The organism is Streptomyces sp. NPDC041784 (genome assembly GCF_055591025.1).
On the sequence record NZ_JBVJAB010000024.1, the window covers coordinates 1 to 16,409 of the forward strand.

The following is a 16,409-nucleotide window of genomic DNA, read 5'->3' on the forward strand; positions in this document are numbered from 1 at the left end:
CCGCTCAAACGGGCCGAGCATCGCAGCCGGACACCACCCGCACCGGACACCGTCAGTATCACTCGACAAGACAGAACTTAAGTCACCAGCATTGGGCCTAGGGGTAGGGGGCGTCCCGGACGTACGCCCACACCGCTTGCCGGGCCGTGCCGCGCCCGTGCGGGCTCACGCCCGGACCAGCCCCCGCCCCACCTCCAGCGGATCCCGTCCCCGGCCGCCCGTCTCGGCGTAGAGGGCCAGGGCGAGTTCGGGGGTGGTGAGCAGGGCCGTACCGGCCGGGTCGCCCGTGGCGTGGGCCGCCAGGCCCAGGCCGACCCAGCTCTCGGGATCGCCGTCGCCCCGGGCGATACGGGACCGGAACGCGTCCAGGGCCTCGGACGTGCGGCCCGTGACCAGGGCGACGTCCTCGGGGCGGGCGCCTTCGACGACGGCGCCCGGGTCGTCGTCCAGGCCGGCCAGGCCCGCCGGATCGGCCAGCAGGCGGCGCAGCAGCACGGCCCGGGTGTCGAGGCCGCGGGCCGGGCGGCCGGGAACGAGCGTGGGCGCGGGGCCGGTCGCGGGCGGCGGCGCGCCGCGCTCCAGGGCCTCGGCGTGGGCGCGGACCGTCCCGGGGTCGGGGCGCAGGTGGTACGCCCGCCAGGTCGCGCGGTGGTCGCGGACGGCGAGGTCGGCCGCGGCCCGGCAGCGGGCGTCGACCGGTTCGGCCAGCCAGGGTTCGAGCCGTCCGGTCAGCTCGGCGACCAGCCGTCGTCCGAGGTCGGTGAGTTCCTCCGCGTCGGCGATCGAGCGCAGCGCGTGGGTGGTCTGGGCCCGCCACAGCGCGAACTCGAAGCGCCCGAGGGGGTGTTCGCGCCGCCGCCAGAACCCGGTGACCCCGTGGAAGGCGTAGACCCCTTGCAACAGCCCGCCGAGCGGCCGCGGGTCGTCGCGCCAGGGGGCGTAGCGCAGCCGGGTGCCCGGGTCCTCGTACAGGGTGAACAGGTGCATGAGCGCGCTGAGCTTGTTGTGCTGGAACTCGTGCACCAGCGTCGAGGCGAACTGCTCGGCGTCGTCCGGCACCGAGGCCAGCGCGGCACCGAAGGCGTCGCCGGAGGAGGCGCTGTGCGGCCGGAACCGCTCGGCGCGCGGCCGGGGCACGACCACGGTCAGCCCACGGCCCAGCGCGTCGGCCTCCTCGGCCCCGGTCTCCCGCAGCACCTCCCAGGCTCCGGCGAACAGTTCCCGCCAGTCGTCGGCCGAGCCGAGCGGCTCGGGTGCGGCGGGGGCGCGCAGCGCGCGGTAGGGGTCGAGGTCGTCGAGGACCAGCGCGCATCCGTCGGCGCCGAGTTCGGTCGGCGCGTGCCAGCCGGGACCGGGCACGGCTCGCCCGGCGACGGAGACCCGCCCGCCGCCGTCGGCGGTCACCTCGGCGACGCCCCAGCCGTCCCCCCTGTCCCCGCCGTCCCCGCCGTACCCGCCGTCCGGGTCCACCCGCATCGCCCCGACCAGCGGCAGGACCGCCCAGCCGTGCCGGACGGGGACGTCGGTACGGAACTCCAGCCCGGCGAGGACCGCCGCGCTCGCCGCGAGGGCGTGGAGGTGTCCGGTGTGCGCCCACAGGGGCGCGTCGTCCTCGGCGGAGCCGCGCAGCCGGCGCAGGGTGTGCGCGGCCCAGACGCCGACCGCCGGATACGCCAGCACCCGCTCCGCCGCGTCCGCGTCCACCGCCCAGGCCCGCGCCAGCAGCCGCCAGGCGTCCCCGGCCGGGGGCAACGGCCCGGCCGGCGCGGACGCTGACGCGTCCAGCAGGGCCCGCACGACGAGCAGCCGCCAACTGCGCTCACCGGCGCACAACGCCTCCACGGCCGCGACCCCGCCGCCCCCGGCCAGCAGTGCGTCGAGGAAGTCCGGGGCGAGGACGTGGGGTGGGGCGGGGATTGTGTGCCGCACGCCTAGGCCTCGCGCGGCGGCTGGTAACCGCCGAAGCTGCCCTCGGAGTCGTCGATCCGGCTGAGCAGACGACGCAGGGAGGCATCGGCCGACGGAAGGTCCAGGGTGGGCCAGGCATCGAGCGGCACGCCGCTGAGATCGACCAGTTCGGACTCGACTGCCGGCTTCCGCATGACGCTGCCCCTGAACACTGGATACGGCTGAAATATGATCTAATGCCACCTTTTCAGCGGTTTTCAGACCACTTGATCGACTCTAGTGCATCACCGGCATCACACACCGCAGCCGCACGGAATCTGCCCGAAATCGGATGATCGGATGCGCGAGGCGGGTAGAACGTGTGCGTGAGGGAACTGGACAGGCCCACAAGGGAGTTGAGCGACCGGATGCCGCAGCCGGGACTGGACCCGCTCCGCGTGGCGGAGGTGATCGTCGGCGCGGCCCCGGACACCCCCGGACCCGGCCGGCGCGGCTCCGGCTACCGGGTGGGACCCCGCTGGCTGCTCACCGCCGCACATGTCGTGCGCGGGGCCGGGGCCGGGGCCGCGGAGGGCACCGTGCGGGTCCGGTTCGAGGCGGACCGCGCCGACGAGTGGACCGCGCGGGCCACGGTCGTCCTCGCCTCCGACGAGGCGGACGTGGCGCTCCTGGAGATCACCGACGAGCCTCCCCCGGGACCCCACGCCGCACCCGTCGACCCCCCGGCCTACGGCGACCTGCCGGACACGGACGTCCACCTGCCGTGCAGCGCGCTGGGCTTCCCCCGCTTCAAGCTGCGCACGGACCGGACGCCCCCGGTGGGCGACGGCCCGCCCACCCTGTACCGCGACTCCTGCCACGCGACGGGCCTGACCTCCGTGCTGTCCAACCGCCGCGAGGGCACCCTGGAACTCGCGGTCACACCCCCCGCCGCCGACCCGGACCCGCACCGCTCCCCCTGGGAGGGCATGTCGGGTGCCGCCGTCTGGCACGAGGGCACGTTCGTCGGCCTGGTCAGCGCGCACCACCGGTCGGACGGACCGGGCCGCCTCGCCGCGGTCCGGGTGAGCCGCTGGTACTCCCTGCTCGGCCGGACCGAACTCACCACCCTGCACGCCTGCGCCGGACTCCCCCTGTCCGCGGCCGACCTGACCCACCCCACCCCCGGCCGGATGGCCCCCACACCCTCGGACTCCCTCGACGGGCTGCCCGACGACCTGCCGCTCCGCGAACTGAACGGCCTGGTCGACGCGTTGATCGCCCTGCCCACCGTCGCCCGGCGCACCACCCTCGACCTGGTGCTCTCCGGCATCGACCCGGCGATCGCCGGCACGAGCCCTCGCTCGGACTCCCTGCGCCACGACCTGTTCGGGATCCTGCGGACCTGCCTGCGCTATCCGGGCGCACTGGACCAACTGCTGGAGGCGATACGGTTGTTCGAGAGCGAATCCGCCGGGATGGCCCGCGTGGACCGGGAGGCGGCGGCACTGTCCCGGCGCTACCGCCGCACCCGGGAAGCACGGTGACCTGATATCGCGTGCCCGACGGGGTGCGGGGTTTCATCCCCCGTGCGGCGGGTCATCATCAGGAGGATGTGAGCAGCCAGCATCCAAACGAGCCGGGGGGAAGGGGTTTGGCCGTCATGGAGCCGACTGTGGCCGCCGTCGAGTCCAGCCTGGTCGATCTCGCGGGGGTATCTCTTGAAACGCTGCGCTCCATTGACGATCGGGTCCTCGCCGCTTCGGTACAGGGGCTGCTGCCGGAGATCGACCGCCAGCTGGCCAGTGTCAGCACCATCGACGGCGGCTCCATGCGCCGCGACTGACCCGCTCCGGGGCCGCTCGTGAGTGCGGAGCCCGCCCTGCCCCATCATCGCCTGCCCCTCGCCGGTGTGAGCGAACTGCTGCACGGCGAGGGGAGCCCGGACACCCTCGGCATCCTGCTGGCGGCCGAACGCAGCCGCCGGCTGCTGCTGTTACGGATGCTCGACGACGCCACGGACCTCGGTCCCGCCTGGGAGCTGCTCAGCCGGGCGCAGAGCCGCGCCCCCCGGGTCGTCGAGGACCTGCTGATGTACCCGCAGACGGGCATGTGGCTGGCGGCGGCCCTGCGCCGGCTCCGCGGTGCGACGCCGGAGGACGAGCCGCCCCTGTGGGTGGTGCTCGGTCATGTCCGCGCCCTCGCCGCCGCGGCGGGGTTGCGCACCGGACTGGCCTTCTCCGTCGACGTACCGGTGCGGCACGGCCGGGTCCCCCTGCCGACGCTCGGGTGCGCGGTGCTGCCGGTGACCGAACCGTGGGCTACGGCCACCGTGCGGGCCGCGGACGGACGCGCCGTACTGGAACCACCGGACGGCACGGCCGCCGTACCCCTGCTCGGTCCGCCGGGGCCGCGGTGGCACCCGGTGCGCCGCCTCACCGTCGGCCCCGAAGGCCGGCGGCTCGGGATCACGCTGGACGACGCCGACCCCTACCGGACCTACCCCCGGCCGACCGAGCCGCGCCCGCTGTCGGACGAGGCGGCGGCCCACTGGCGGCACCTGCTGGAGCGCGCCTGGGCGATCCTGCTCGCCGAGCAGCCCACGACGGCCGAGGCCATGCGGCGCGGCGGCCTGCTCTCGTTGACACCCACAGTGGCGAGGGAAAGGTTTCGGCCGCGTAGTGTGACGTCCGGGGACGCCTTCGGCGGTATCGAGGCCTCCGAACCGGACGACGCCCTCCATCTGGCCGTCACCCTCGTGCACGAGTTCCAGCACACCAAGCTCGGCAGCCTGCTGCACCTGGCCCCCCTGCTGACCGACGACCCCGGCGCCACCGGCGCCTCGCCGGAGCTCTGGTACGCGCCCTGGCGGGACGATCCCCGACCCCTCGAAGGGCTGCTCCAGGGCATCTACGCCTTCGCCGGGATCACCCGGTTCTGGCGCGAGCACCGTAGGGCCGCGTCCGAACGGAACGCCCTGGCCCACTTCGAGTTCGCGCTCTGGCGCGTGCAGCTGACCAGGGCGATGGACCAGATCCGTGGCCATCCGCGGCTCACCCCGCTGGGCGCGACCCTGCTGGACACCCTGCGCGACCACTGCACCCGGTGGCTGACCGAGCCGGTCCCCGAGGAGTGGCTGACTCTCGCCCGGCTCTGTGCCGACGACCACACCGCCCGCTGGCGGGCCCACCACCGGCGGCCCCCCGCACCCGCGGTCGACGCCGCCGTACGCGCGTGGCTGGCCGGCGCGGGCGAGCCGCCCCGCTCCCTGGCGTCCGAGCCCCCGCTCGTGCCCGACCCCCGGGCGCGCTGGCTGGACAGCCTGACGGTCCTCGTCCGCTACCGCCTCAGCGGCACGGACGACGACCGGATCGCGCTCGACGGACCCGAGAAGACGGCCGCCCGGGTCACAGGGGCACTGACCGGGGACGCCCTGCTGGCCATGGGCGACGCGCCGGCGGCCCGCCGCGCCTACCTGGCGGACCTGGCCGCGCAAGCCCCGGCGGCCGGAGCCTGGGCGGGCCTCGGCCGGGCCCTGGCGGTGGCCGGCACCGACCCCGCCGCGGCCCGCCTGCTCTGCCGGCACCCCGAGCGGGCGCGAGCGGTGCGGCAGGCCCTGCTCAACGCCACGGGCACCGCCCCCGACCCGATCCGCCTCGCCACCTGGCTCGGCTCGCCCCGGACCTGACTCCCCGGCGTCACATCGGCATCGGGTCGATGTCGCAGTCGCTCCGTAGCCTCGCCCTGGCCTGTGCGGTCGCCGGGTGCGGAGCGGACTCGGCCGAGGCGAGGCGTGGCTCGTCCAGGGCCCGTTCCATCCGGTCCAGGGTGTCCTCGCGCAAGTCCTCGCCCTCGGTCTCCGCGCCGAGCGCGAGGAGGTCCAGGGAGAGGTTCGCCGCGCACACCAGCGTGGTCGGGTGGTTCTCACCCAGCCGCGTCCGGCACAGCGCCACCGTCCGCTCCCCGAGTTCCCGGGCCTGGGCCACCAGGCCGAGCGCGCTCAGGTCGCTCGCCAGGTTGATCGCGCAGGCCAGCACGATCGGATGGCTCTCCCCGAGACGCCCGGTCAGCGACGCCAGCGCCGCCTCGTCCAGCTCTCTGGCCGCCTGCACCCGGCCCAGCAGCCGCAGCGTCACCGCGAGGTCGACATCGGCCGCCATGACATGCGGGTGGTCCGGCTGGAAGATGCTGCGGAACCCTTCGGCCGCCTTCCCGCCGCGCTCCAGGGCCCCCTCCAGATCGCCGTTGTGCCGCAGCGCCACCGACAGGGCGAGCGCGGCCGTCAGGGAGTCCGGGTGGGAGTCGCCGTACCGGCGGGTGAAGTGTTCGAACGTCTCGCGCGCCAGGTGCAGCGCCATGACCCGGTCGCCCTCCTTGCGGCAGGCCTCGCTCAGCTGGCGCACGTTCCGCAGCGTTGTGGGGTTCTCGGGTCCGAAGGTCGCCCGGTAGCCGTCGACGACGGCCTGCTGGAGCGACCGCGCGCCGACGTAGTTGCCGGTCTCCCGTACGTCGACGGCGACGCTCGCCTCGGTCACCAGCGCCTGCTGGTGCTCCCGGCCGAACAGCCGCATCTTCATCACGTGCGTGCGCCGGTCCAGCTCCAGCGCCCGCTGGAACTCGCCGACCAGCCGGAGGCTCACCCCGAGGTTGTGGGACGTGATCAGCGTGGTCGGGTCGTCGTCGCCGAAGGCCCGCCGGGCGCGCTGATAGGCCGTCTCGTCCAGTTCCGCGCCGGCGACGAAGTCCCCCTGGTGGCGGCGCACCGAGGCTTCGAGGTTCAGCGCCACCAGAGCGTCCTCCCGGGTGTCCTCCTGGTCCGCGGGCGCGGTGCGGGTGTAGACGTCCTTGAGCACGGAGACGACCTCGGAGGCCTCGTCGTGGCGGCCCACCATCAGGTACAGGAAGCCCAGCCACCAGCCCATCAGCAGGGTCTGCTGGTCCTCCTGCCCGAAGAGCTCCTGCCAGGTCTCCCAGGCCTGCTCCGAGAACTCGATGGCGACCCGGTGGTCACCCCAGTACCAGAGGTACTTGGCGACGTTCATCACCAGTGCGCGCACCCACGGCTGGTCGGACTCGACGGCGGTGGACGCGATGACATGGCCGTACAGCTCCGCGTAGCGAGGCCAGTTGGCCGCCGAGTTGGGTCCCTTCGGGTCGGCGGCGGCGAGCAGTGTGTGAGCCCCATTGCGCATGCGTTTCTGTTCCTCGGGGGTCATCCGGTGGATCAGCACGGCCTGGACGAGGCGGTGCATCTCGATCGAGTTGGTCCGGTGGTCGATACGGGCGAGGGAGTAGCGGTTGATCTCCCGTATGGCCCGGGCCAGCCGCATCGGGTCGTTGAGCGCGCGGTCCAGCTCGGGATCGATCCGCGAGCCGCCGAGGCCGGAGAAGATCGAGCGCGAGATGGGGTCGGGCGCGAAGTAGGAGCACAGCTGGAGCAGCTTCAGCGCGGTGGGGCTGCGGGTCTCCAGGTGGTCGAGGGAGACGTTCCAGGCGGCGGCGACCGGCAGCTGGTAGTCCGGGGGCGGGGAGACTTCCAGCAGCTCGCTGCGCTTGTGCTCGAACAGCCGCAGGTACTCCGAGACGGGCATCCCGGTCTCGGCCCGCCAGGCCGCGGCCTGTTCCAGGGCGAGCGGAAGGTCGCCGAGCGCCTCGGCGAGGAGGTCCGCGTCGGTGTCGGTGAGTTCCTCGCCGTAGGCGCTGGAGCGGCGCAGCAGCTGCTTGCTCTCCTCCCGCGTGAAGACGTCGACCTCGAGCGAGGGACCCACCACGCTCCAGCGCCGGTTGCGGGAGGTGACCAGGATGGTGCCGCTGCCGCCGGTGGGGAAGTAGTCGCGCACCCGTTCGGGGCTGTCGGCGTTGTCGAAGATCAGCAGCCAGCGGGAGTACGGCCGTCCCTCCCGCAGCGCCTCACGCACGGCGGGTCCGGCGATGTTCGCCTCTGCGCTGCTGACCAGCCCGAGCCGCTGGGCGAGTTCCACCAGGGCCTGGCCGATCTGGCCAGGCCGCTCGGCCGGGATCCACCACACGATGTCGTACTCGGACTGGTGCCGGTAGGCGTACTCGATCGCCAGCTGGGTCTTGCCCACGCCGCCCATGCCGTGAATCGCCTCGGGCAGCACGGTGGTCGTGCCCTCCCGCAGCCGATCGCCCAGTCGTTCGAGCAGGTCCACCCGGCCGGTGAAGTTCGGGTTGCGCGGCGGGATGTTGCCCCAGACGCGCGGCGTCGTGGACTGCCCGCTCTCCACCGTGGGCTGCTGGGTGGTCGCCATGTCGGTGGCTCCTTCTGAAGTTGTCCCGGACCCCCTGGGGGCTGGTGCGGATTCCGCGCGTTCCACGTGATCCGTGTGACCCGTGTGACCCGTGTGATCCTCGTGGCCCCGCCCGCCGACCCGCGGCCCGGAGCCGGAACCGGCCGGATCCGCCGTCCTGGCGGGCCTCGGGGCGCCGTCCTTGCTCAGGCTGACGGTGTGCTGCCGGTCGTACTCGTCGAGCGCCCGGGCCAGGAGCCCGGCACGGGCAAGGAATCGCTGCCCGGAGAGAGCCGACAGGGCCGCCAGTTCGACCCGCAGGAAGGCCACGTTCCGCGCGGTGACCCGCGGCACCTCGGCCGACTCGAACGGGTCCTCGGACTCACGCGGCCCGGGTTCGGTGTCCTGCCCGGCGGTCGCCGTCAGCGACCGTACGTCGTACAGGACCCGCACGGTGTCCCTGCGTCGGGACAGGGCCAGTAACTCCTCGCGGATGTTGGGGCCGAAGGTGAAGACCACGTCCGCCGCCCGGTCGGCCTCCCCGCCCGCGGGCCGTACGAGGCCGCTCATCAGCAGTTCGCTGAGATGGGCGGGACCGGCACCGGGCGTCGACGCGGTGACGGCCGCCATCACCTTCAGCGTCAGCGGGGCCGCCGCCAGCCGGGTGGCCAGCGCGAACGCGGTGGGCGAGGCCGCGGCCCGGTACTCCGAGACCCGCTCCCAGGGCGGCACGGCGCTGGCGGGGTCGGGCACGTCGTCGATCCACGGTACGGCCCGCGCCGCGTCCGCCCGCCGCTTCCACTCGCGGGCGCGCAGGCCGGACATCTCCGCCCAGCCGCGGCTGGTTCCGGTGACCAGGCCGACCCAGCCGGACAGGGACCGCTCGGTCAGTTCCAGGACGGGGACCGGCATCACGGCCGTACGGTCGAGGCCCTCGTCGACGGCTTCGAGGGGGGAGGTACGCAGTTCCCAGCGCAGCGCGGTGTTCGGCGCCCAGGGGCCGTCGGCCCGCAGCCGCATCCGGTGGACGTCCGGTCCGGTACGGAACCACAGCCGCTGCGGCGGCAGTTGCAGCACCGCGACCGGCTCTTCCCGGCCGAGTTCACGCAGCAGCGGCAGTACGGCGTCCGCGCGCCAGCCCGCGGCGAGGCCGTCGGTCAGCACCAGCACCACCCGGCGGCGGGCGTCGGCCGCGGGCAGGTCCGCCAGCCGGATCCGGGCCGGTTCGGTGTCGTCCGAGCACAGCAGCCGTGTGGTGGACACCGGGCCCAGCGTGCCCGCGCGGGCGACCAGGTCGACGAGCCGGCCGATCCGCGCGTCCCACACCCGCATGGTGACGTGGTCGTCGACGACGAACAGGACGGCGGGACGCTCGGCCGCGTCCGGTGGGGCGAGTGCGCTCAGCGCCTCCAGCGCCGCGTGGAGGGACGCCTCGTCAGAAGTCGGTGCCATCGCTGATCGTGAACCATCGTCACACCGCATAAGCACTCTCTGAGCGTCCAGGGCTGCTGGCCGCCGCGGAAAGCGGGAGGAGGCCCCGCATCGCGCGGGCATGCGTGACATCCACGTGCCCAGCCTGGCAGCGGTCTGCTCGGGGTGCAAGGCGGCAGGCCACGAGGGGTGGGACAACAGAGCGCAGACACGCGGCCGTACCAGCGTGGCACCGCGGCATGTACCGCGCAAGGGTGCCTCGACCGGCCGATCTCCCGACCGTACGGCCGGGTCGTCACCTGCCGGTCCGAGGCACGGAATGAGGCATGGAATCAGGCATGGAATCAGGCATGGATCCTCTCCTGACGCCCCTGACGGTATGAGGCATGGTTCCTCTCCTGACGCCCCCTCCGGCGCCGAGTCCGGCGTCCGCTCCGGCGCTGCCGCCGGCCCGCCTAACGGACCGCCGGCTTCCGAGGAGCGCTCCCCGCTCCGGGCAGCCATGACGGCCTACACCGGCCCGGGCGGGCTCGGCTTGCGGTCCGGGTCGTCCAGCAGGATGGCCAGATGGCGCCCGACGTGCTGGTCCCAGCCGTCGGGCCCGAGGGCCAGCGCCTCCTTGCGCCACTCCCGGACCCGGTCCGCCAGGCTGCCGAGCAGCCGATCCTGGAGGATCTCCCCGACGGCGTCGTGGAAGGCCTCGTCGGAGCAGTCCTGGCGGTGCCAGATCATCGCCGGGACGCCCGCCCGCAGCCCGGCCAGCATTTCGCGCCGGCCCGCGCCCGAGTCGTCGCCGGGCGGCTCGCTGAGCACCAGGCACACTGCGTGCCGGTCCTCCTTCAGCTCGCGCTCCAGATGGAAGAAGTACGCCCCGTCCTGCGCCGGACGGCTCCAGTGCGGGTGGCTGTCCGCCGGCCGCTCGCTCAGCTGCCGCCACTTGGTGTGCCAGGGCCGGTGCCAGGCCGCTCTCTGCAACCGCTCCAGGCTTCTCACCACCACCGGATAGTCCAGGGCGAGCGGCGTCGGCGACGGGGAGTCGGACTCCTTCGACCACCACTCCACCGGCTCGTTCAGCAGCTCCCACGGCAGGACGAACTCGAGGATCACCGGCTGGCGCAGATCCGCCCACCGGCTCTCGGTCTCCTCCACCAGCCGCTCCACCGCCTCCGGCAGCTCCTCCCGCCCCAGATGAACGGTCTCGCCGCGCACCGGATGCCAGCCCTCGGAGTCGGACTGGCGCCAGTGCGAGACGTAGAAGCGGTCCTCCTCGCCCCGGTCCGGTTCGAACTGGATCAGCAGATACGCGGGCACCAGCGAGGGCTCGGGCCGCGGGAACTCCGAGTGCTGCCAGTCCGCCAGCAGCGTCTCCACCCCCAGGGGCCCGGCCTGCTCCCGGTTGAAGCGGCGCAGCCGCTCCGCGGCGTCCGCCCGTCCGTCCTCCACCAGCCACTCCGCGGACAGCGAGAGGAACGCCATGCTCGGCGGCAGCTCACCGTGCGGGGTGTTCTCGCCCGCGAGTCTCAGGAACACATGCCATGCGGTCCGGCACCAGGCGGGCAGCTCCTGCACCCGGGACCGGCTGGCCCGGCGAGCCATCGTCGATATATCGGCGGTACCGATCGACTGAAGGACGGACTGCAACCCGCGCAGATCCGCCTGACTGAAGAAGTCGACGGCCTCCCACTCGTCCACCAGCGGCCACAGCTCGGCGACCGCCGCGGACTCCTGCTCGACGTACTCCAGCGAACGCACCAGACAGGCGAGCCCGTCGCCGACCGCGGTGCACTCCCGCACCACCATCAGCAGCCAGGGCCGCAGCCGGTCCCCGGTGAGCGGCTCCACCCGGGCGCCCAGCTCGCCGGACAGCATGTCGCGCCAGATCTCACGGCTGGCCGCCTGGCTCACCGTGCCCGAACGCTGGAGCGCGTCCACGACGGACGCGACCAGTTCGTTGCGGGCCCGTTCCAGACTCCACTCTCCCACCCCGTTACCTCCAGACAGCCTGTGCGGTTCCCTGACGGTGCCGACCAGGGTACGGCCGACGGGCGGGCTTGGGGCAGGAAAAGGACGGGCCACCGGCGTGAACGACCGGTGGCCCGTACCATGTGACGCCTTCTCAGCCCTTCGTGCCAGCTCTTCTTGCCAGCCGTTCTTGTCAGCCCTTCTTGCCAGCTCTTCTTGCCAGCCCTTCCTGTCAGCTCTTCTTGCCAGCCCTTCCTGTCAGCCCTTCTCGCCCGGCGTCTGCTTCATCTCGTCGACAACCGCGCGCTCGGTGATCGCGCAGGTGAACACGACCGTGCCGGTCTTGAACGGACTGCCGGCGACCTGCTCGACCACCACACTGCGCTCACCGAGGAACTCCAGGGTCTTCTTGTCGAAGATCCATTCGGTGCGCTGGCCGTCCTGGTCGTTCAGCCGCGCGATCGCGACCCCGTGACGGCCCAGGGCGTCCTCCGCGTCGTCCACCGCGACCACCCCGGGGATCTTGGCGGCGGCCTTGTAGAGCGCCGCGGTGAGCTTCGCGGGCGGGTAACTCTCGGTCAGCAGATCACCGATGGCGACGAAGGCCGCCTGGTCGCGGGGCACCTCCCGGTCCCGGTGGGCGTCCGACTCCTCGTAGATCTGCTTCAGCAGCGCGTCGGGGTCGGTCGGCAGCGCGGCGAGCTTGTTGTACGCCGAGCTGAGCGGGGCCTCTCCCCCCGCCAGGGTCATGCCGTCGTCGCTCGTCTCGCCCGGTTCGATCAGCCAGCCGTCCATCCCGTCGGGGGACTCCCAGACCTCCCGGGAGTGCAGTTCCTGACTGACGACGGTGGTCTTGTCGCCCTCGGTCTTCGGGTAGGTGCTGGCCACCTTGGAGGCGATGTAGACGTACTGGTCGTCGCGCACCGCGGACTCGGAGGTGTCGGCGGCGGCCAGCGAGATGCGGTCGAGCAGCAGGGGCCCGCCCTGGGCGTCGACGGCACCGATCTCGGACGTCAGCGCGGGGCCGGTGGCCAGGGGGGTCGTGCCGCCGCCGTCGCCGCCGGACAGCGCGAGGCCGGCCACCACCACGCCGGCCAGGGCGAAGGCCGCGGCGGGCAGCAGGACCGCCCGGCGCAGGAACGGGTTGGTCCGGCGCGGGGCGACGGCCGGGGCGGCGGCGGGGCCGGCGGTACGGAGGTCTTCGTGGATCTGGGCCATCAGGTGCTCCTTGTGGAACTGGTGGCGGCCCGCCGGCAGATCCCGCTCCACGGAGGGCTGGAGCTCCTGGGTCTCCGTCCACTCAGCCGGGTGCGACTGGGAGGGGGTGGCGTTCATCGGTTTCCTTCCTGTGCGGACCGGATCGCGTATCCGCGATCACCTGTTATCTGCCGGTTCGGGTAGGTGGGTTCCCGTTTTCTTCTGGCGAGTTCGGCGTCGGCGAGCTTGCGCAGCTTGCCGCGGGCCCGGGACAGGCGGGAGCGGACGGTTCCGACGGGGATGCCGAGGGCGGCGGCGGCCTCGGCGTACTCCATGCCCTCGCACAGACAGAGCACCAGGACCTCGCGCTCGGGGCGCCGCAGGGCGCCGAGGGCGGTCAGCGTGGCGCTGATCCGGCGGCGGTCGTCCAGCCGTCCGGCGGTCTCCTCGGCATGGTCGGCGACCTGCTCCTGCGCCGCGCCGGCCGCGGCCGCGGCGTCGGCCGCCGTCCGGTAGCGCCGGTTGCTGCGGCAGTGGGAGCGGGCGACATTGGTGGCGATGCCCAGCAGCCAGGGCCGCAGCGAACCGCCCTCGGCCTCGATCGACGCACGGCGCCGCCATGCCTCCATGAACGTCGCCGACATGACGTCCTCGGCCACGGACCAGTCGGCGGTCAGCCGGAAGGCGTGGTTGTACACCACGCGGGCACACTCGTCGAAGAGTTCCGCGAAGGCGTCCGGATCTCCGGTGCGCACCCGGGTTCGCATATCTGTGGTCACGCTCTGAACTGACGGACCGGACGAACGAGTTCCCGTGACGTACACCACACCCGGCTCACACGCCACGGGGCGACGGCCCCTCGGGGCCGGTCGGTACTGATCGGAGCCCCCTGTCGGACTCGAACCGACGACCTTCGCTTTACAAGAGCGGTGCTCTACCAGCTGAGCTAAGGAGGCGCGCGCGTGCGTGGGTCACGTACGTGCCCGTGCAGTGTACCCAGGTCGCCGGGGCGGCCCGTCGAAAATTTCCGCGAAGTTCACATGCCTCCGGGTACTGACAGATCGGGCGGCCGCCAGGTAGCGTCTCGGCCAGTTCACTCGTGTGGACTACACCAAACCACCTTCCTACAACGGATCGTCCGGCACGTTCCTGCCGGTAGAAGGGGGCCTCTGAGCCATGGCCACTGTCACATTCGACAAGGCGACCCGGATCTACCCGGGTTCCACGAAGCCCGCCGTCGACGCCCTGGACATCGAGATCGCGGACGGCGAGTTCCTCGTCCTGGTCGGCCCGTCCGGCTGCGGCAAGTCCACCTCCCTGCGGATGCTCGCCGGCCTCGAGGACGTCAACGGCGGCGCGATCCGCATCGGCGACCGCGACGTCACCCACCTGCCGCCGAAGGACCGGGACATCGCCATGGTGTTCCAGAACTACGCGCTCTACCCGCACATGACCGTCGCCGACAACATGGGCTTCGCGCTCAAGATCGCCGGCGTCAACAAGGCGGAGATCCGGCAGAAGGTCGAGGAGGCCGCGAAGATCCTCGACCTCACCGAGTACCTGGACCGCAAGCCGAAGGCGCTCTCCGGTGGTCAGCGCCAGCGTGTCGCGATGGGCCGCGCCATCGTGCGTGAGCCGCAGGTCTTCCTCATGGACGAGCCGCTGTCGAACCTCGACGCCAAGCTCCGTGTCTCGACCCGTACGCAGATCGCGTCGCTCCAGCGCCGTCTCGGCATCACCACGGTCTACGTCACCCACGACCAGGTCGAGGCCCTCACCATGGGCGACCGGGTGGCCGTCCTCAAGGACGGTCTGCTCCAGCAGGTCGACACCCCGCGCAACATGTACGACAAGCCCGCCAACCTCTTCGTGGCCGGCTTCATCGGCTCCCCCGCGATGAACCTCGTCGAGGTGCCGATCGCCGACGGCGGCGTGAAGTTCGGCAACTCCGTGGTGCCGGTGCAGCGTGACGCGCTCTCCTCCACCACCGACAAGACGGTCACCGTGGGTGTCCGCCCGGAGCACTTCGACATCACCACCGACTCCGACACCGGTCTCGGGGTCGTCGTGAACGTGGTCGAGGAGCTGGGCTCCGACGCCTTCGTCTACGGCACCGCCCAGGTCGGCGGCGAGGCGAAGGACCTCGTGGTCCGCGTCGGCGGCCGTGACGTCCCGGAGAAGGGCAGCACGCTGCACGTCGTCCCGCGCGGCGGCGAGACCCACGTGTTCTCCACGTCGACGGGCGAGCGCCTGTCCGACTGACCGCCGACCCGACGGTTGACGAGAAGGGCCCCGCAGGCTGCTGCGGGGCCCTTCTCGCTGCCCCCACATACCCCGCATTCATGACGTTTCGACCCGATCGGCCTCTTGCCCGTCAACGCCCTACCCAAAAAGGCGCACCACTTCATCCCCCGTCCGGGTGACCAGATGTCGCCGACTGATTACCGGGCGCTACCCTCTCACGCGTGAAGCACTCCGCGAACCACTCCACCACCCAGCGCACGCGACGCGGCCAGGGCGGCCCAGCCCGCCGGATCGGCCGCTCGCTCGCCCTCGTCCTGCCCGTCGTCATGGTGCTCTCGGGGACCCTCGCGGTCACCCGGGTCAACTGGTCGGGGAGCCCGTCGGACTCGGTGCTCACCGCCTCCGACGTCTCCACCGTGCACCGCGCCGCCCAGAGCGCGGCCAAGGCCCCGCAGGACGTCCTGCGCGACCAGCTGCTCACCGAGCTCCAGGAGAAGGATCCGGGCGTCGCCCTGACCCACCTCCAGGCCGCGGTGAACGGCAAGCCGTCGCTGGCGAAGCACTGCGCCTCCATCGCCCGCGCCCTGGGCCGAGCAGCGGTCCGCGCCTACGGCCCCTCCCGCGCCCAGTCCTACGCCCGCCCGGTCTGCGACACTGCCTTCGCCTCCGGCGTCCTGACGGCCCACAGCTGAGCCGACGGCCCCACCCCGGCCCGGGACCGCACCGAACCCACCCACCCGGCGGGTCCACCGCCCCCGGGCCACCACCACGCGCTGCCCCGGGCCGACGGACTCAGCGCCCCCTGAGGGCTGCCCCGACCGAACCAGCCAACAGCCTGGGCCCACGAACCCGACGCCCTCCGGCCCACCGAGGCAACGGCCCCGGGGTACTGAGTGCACCGCCCGGCCACCCGACCGGTGCCCTCAGTACCCCGGGCGCGCTGCACTGGTGCCCTCAGTACCCCGGGCGCGCTGCACCGGCGGACTCAGCACCCCGGGCACGCCGCGCCGGTGGACTCAGCACCCCGGGCGCGCCGCACCGGCGGACTCAGCACCCCGGGCACGCCGCACCGGTGGGCCCAACAGCCCGAGCCCACTGAGCCCGCCAGACCACACCCCGGCCACCCAGCCGCCAACCCCGACACCCCGGACCACAGAGGCAGCAGCCCCGCGGCCCGAAACCACCCACCCAACGGCCCCGGCTCGACCGAACGCCACTCGGCCGATGGGCTCAGTGCCCGGGGAGCGCTGAGCCGGGTAGACCTGAGACATCCCAGGCCCCATCGGCCGGCAGCCCCACAGCCCCGACCGACGGACCCGACAGCCCCGGACCACCGAGGCAGCAGCCCTCGCCCGAACCCCGCCCGCCCAACGGCCCCGGTCGACCTCCCAGCCACCCGCCCGGTGCACTCAGTACGCCCGAGCCCGCGGCCGGTAA

The 16,409-nt window shown here is 73.0% G+C and carries 11 protein-coding genes and 1 tRNA gene; 5 read left to right on the forward strand and 7 right to left on the reverse strand.

Going from position 1 to position 16,409, the window contains the following annotated elements; translation table 11 throughout:
- Positions 1-165 precede the first annotated feature (165 nt).
- Both ACZ6D7_RS35695 and ACZ6D7_RS35700 read right to left on the reverse strand, forming a co-directional pair.
- Complete coding sequence (locus tag ACZ6D7_RS35695; protein WP_469500111.1) at positions 166-1,929, reverse strand: HEXXH motif domain-containing protein; 1,764 nt, start codon at positions 1,927-1,929, stop codon at positions 166-168.
- A gap of 2 nt (positions 1,930-1,931) precedes the next feature.
- Entirely contained in the window at positions 1,932-2,102 is a 171-nt protein-coding gene (locus tag ACZ6D7_RS35700; protein ID WP_469500112.1) for a hypothetical protein, read from the reverse strand.
- A gap of 213 nt (positions 2,103-2,315) precedes the next feature.
- On the opposite strand from ACZ6D7_RS35700, the gene ACZ6D7_RS35705 reads away from it, so the two are divergent.
- The 3 genes from ACZ6D7_RS35705 (at position 2,316) to ACZ6D7_RS35715 (ending at position 5,575) form a co-directional block, all read left to right on the forward strand.
- Positions 2,316-3,434 carry an effector-associated domain 2-containing protein gene (locus ACZ6D7_RS35705; RefSeq protein WP_469500114.1) on the forward strand — a complete coding sequence of 373 codons (1,119 nt, stop codon included), beginning with the start codon at positions 2,316-2,318 and terminating at the stop codon, positions 3,432-3,434.
- Positions 3,435-3,562: 128 nt separating this feature from the next.
- A complete protein-coding gene (locus ACZ6D7_RS35710; RefSeq protein WP_469500115.1) occupies positions 3,563-3,733 on the forward strand; it encodes a hypothetical protein in 171 nt (56 codons plus the stop codon).
- A gap of 18 nt (positions 3,734-3,751) precedes the next feature.
- On the forward strand, positions 3,752-5,575 hold the full coding sequence (locus ACZ6D7_RS35715) for an HEXXH motif domain-containing protein (protein WP_469500116.1): 1,824 nt from the start codon (positions 3,752-3,754) through the stop codon (positions 5,573-5,575).
- Positions 5,576-5,585: 10 nt separating this feature from the next.
- On the opposite strand, the gene fxsT is transcribed toward ACZ6D7_RS35715, so the two are convergent.
- From fxsT to ACZ6D7_RS35740, 5 genes are all read right to left on the reverse strand, one after another.
- Positions 5,586-9,590: an FxSxx-COOH system tetratricopeptide repeat protein gene (fxsT, locus tag ACZ6D7_RS35720; RefSeq protein ID WP_469500117.1), complete on the reverse strand. Its 4,005-nt coding sequence runs from the start codon at positions 9,588-9,590 to the stop codon at positions 5,586-5,588.
- A gap of 489 nt (positions 9,591-10,079) precedes the next feature.
- Complete coding sequence (locus tag ACZ6D7_RS35725; protein ID WP_469500119.1) at positions 10,080-11,552, reverse strand: VMAP-C domain-containing protein; 1,473 nt, start codon at positions 11,550-11,552, stop codon at positions 10,080-10,082.
- A gap of 237 nt (positions 11,553-11,789) precedes the next feature.
- The gene (locus ACZ6D7_RS35730; RefSeq protein ID WP_469500121.1) at positions 11,790-12,866 is read right to left on the reverse strand and encodes a CU044_5270 family protein; all 1,077 of its coding nucleotides are present in this window, start codon (positions 12,864-12,866) and stop codon (positions 11,790-11,792) included.
- Entirely contained in the window at positions 12,863-13,483 is a 621-nt protein-coding gene (locus ACZ6D7_RS35735) for an RNA polymerase sigma factor (RefSeq protein ID WP_469500124.1), read from the reverse strand. Before ACZ6D7_RS35735 ends, ACZ6D7_RS35730 begins: the two co-directional genes overlap by 4 nt.
- A gap of 128 nt (positions 13,484-13,611) precedes the next feature.
- Positions 13,612-13,684: transfer RNA gene (locus ACZ6D7_RS35740), tRNA-Thr, on the reverse strand.
- A gap of 220 nt (positions 13,685-13,904) precedes the next feature.
- Here ACZ6D7_RS35740 and ACZ6D7_RS35745 point away from each other — a divergent pair.
- On the forward strand, positions 13,905-14,990 hold the full coding sequence (locus ACZ6D7_RS35745; RefSeq protein WP_469500125.1) for an ABC transporter ATP-binding protein: 1,086 nt from the start codon (positions 13,905-13,907) through the stop codon (positions 14,988-14,990).
- Between the two features lie 203 nt (positions 14,991-15,193).
- A complete protein-coding gene (locus ACZ6D7_RS35750; RefSeq protein WP_469500126.1) occupies positions 15,194-15,664 on the forward strand; it encodes a hypothetical protein in 471 nt (156 codons plus the stop codon).
- Positions 15,665-16,409: the final 745 nt, after the last annotated feature.

Bases quoted from the DNA above. Each gene is read 5' to 3' on its own strand.
- ACZ6D7_RS35700 (WP_469500112.1), bottom strand. From the start codon at position 2,102: ATGCGGAAGCCGGCAGTCGAGTCCGAACTGGTCGATCTCAGCGGCGTG.
- ACZ6D7_RS35705 (WP_469500114.1), top strand. From the start codon at position 2,316: ATGCCGCAGCCGGGACTGGACCCGCTCCGCGTGGCGGAGGTGATCGTC.
- ACZ6D7_RS35745 (WP_469500125.1), top strand. From the start codon at position 13,905: ATGGCCACTGTCACATTCGACAAGGCGACCCGGATCTACCCGGGTTCC.
- ACZ6D7_RS35730 (WP_469500121.1), bottom strand. From the start codon at position 12,866: ATGAACGCCACCCCCTCCCAGTCGCACCCGGCTGAGTGGACGGAGACC.
- fxsT (WP_469500117.1), bottom strand. From the start codon at position 9,590: ATGGCACCGACTTCTGACGAGGCGTCCCTCCACGCGGCGCTGGAGGCG.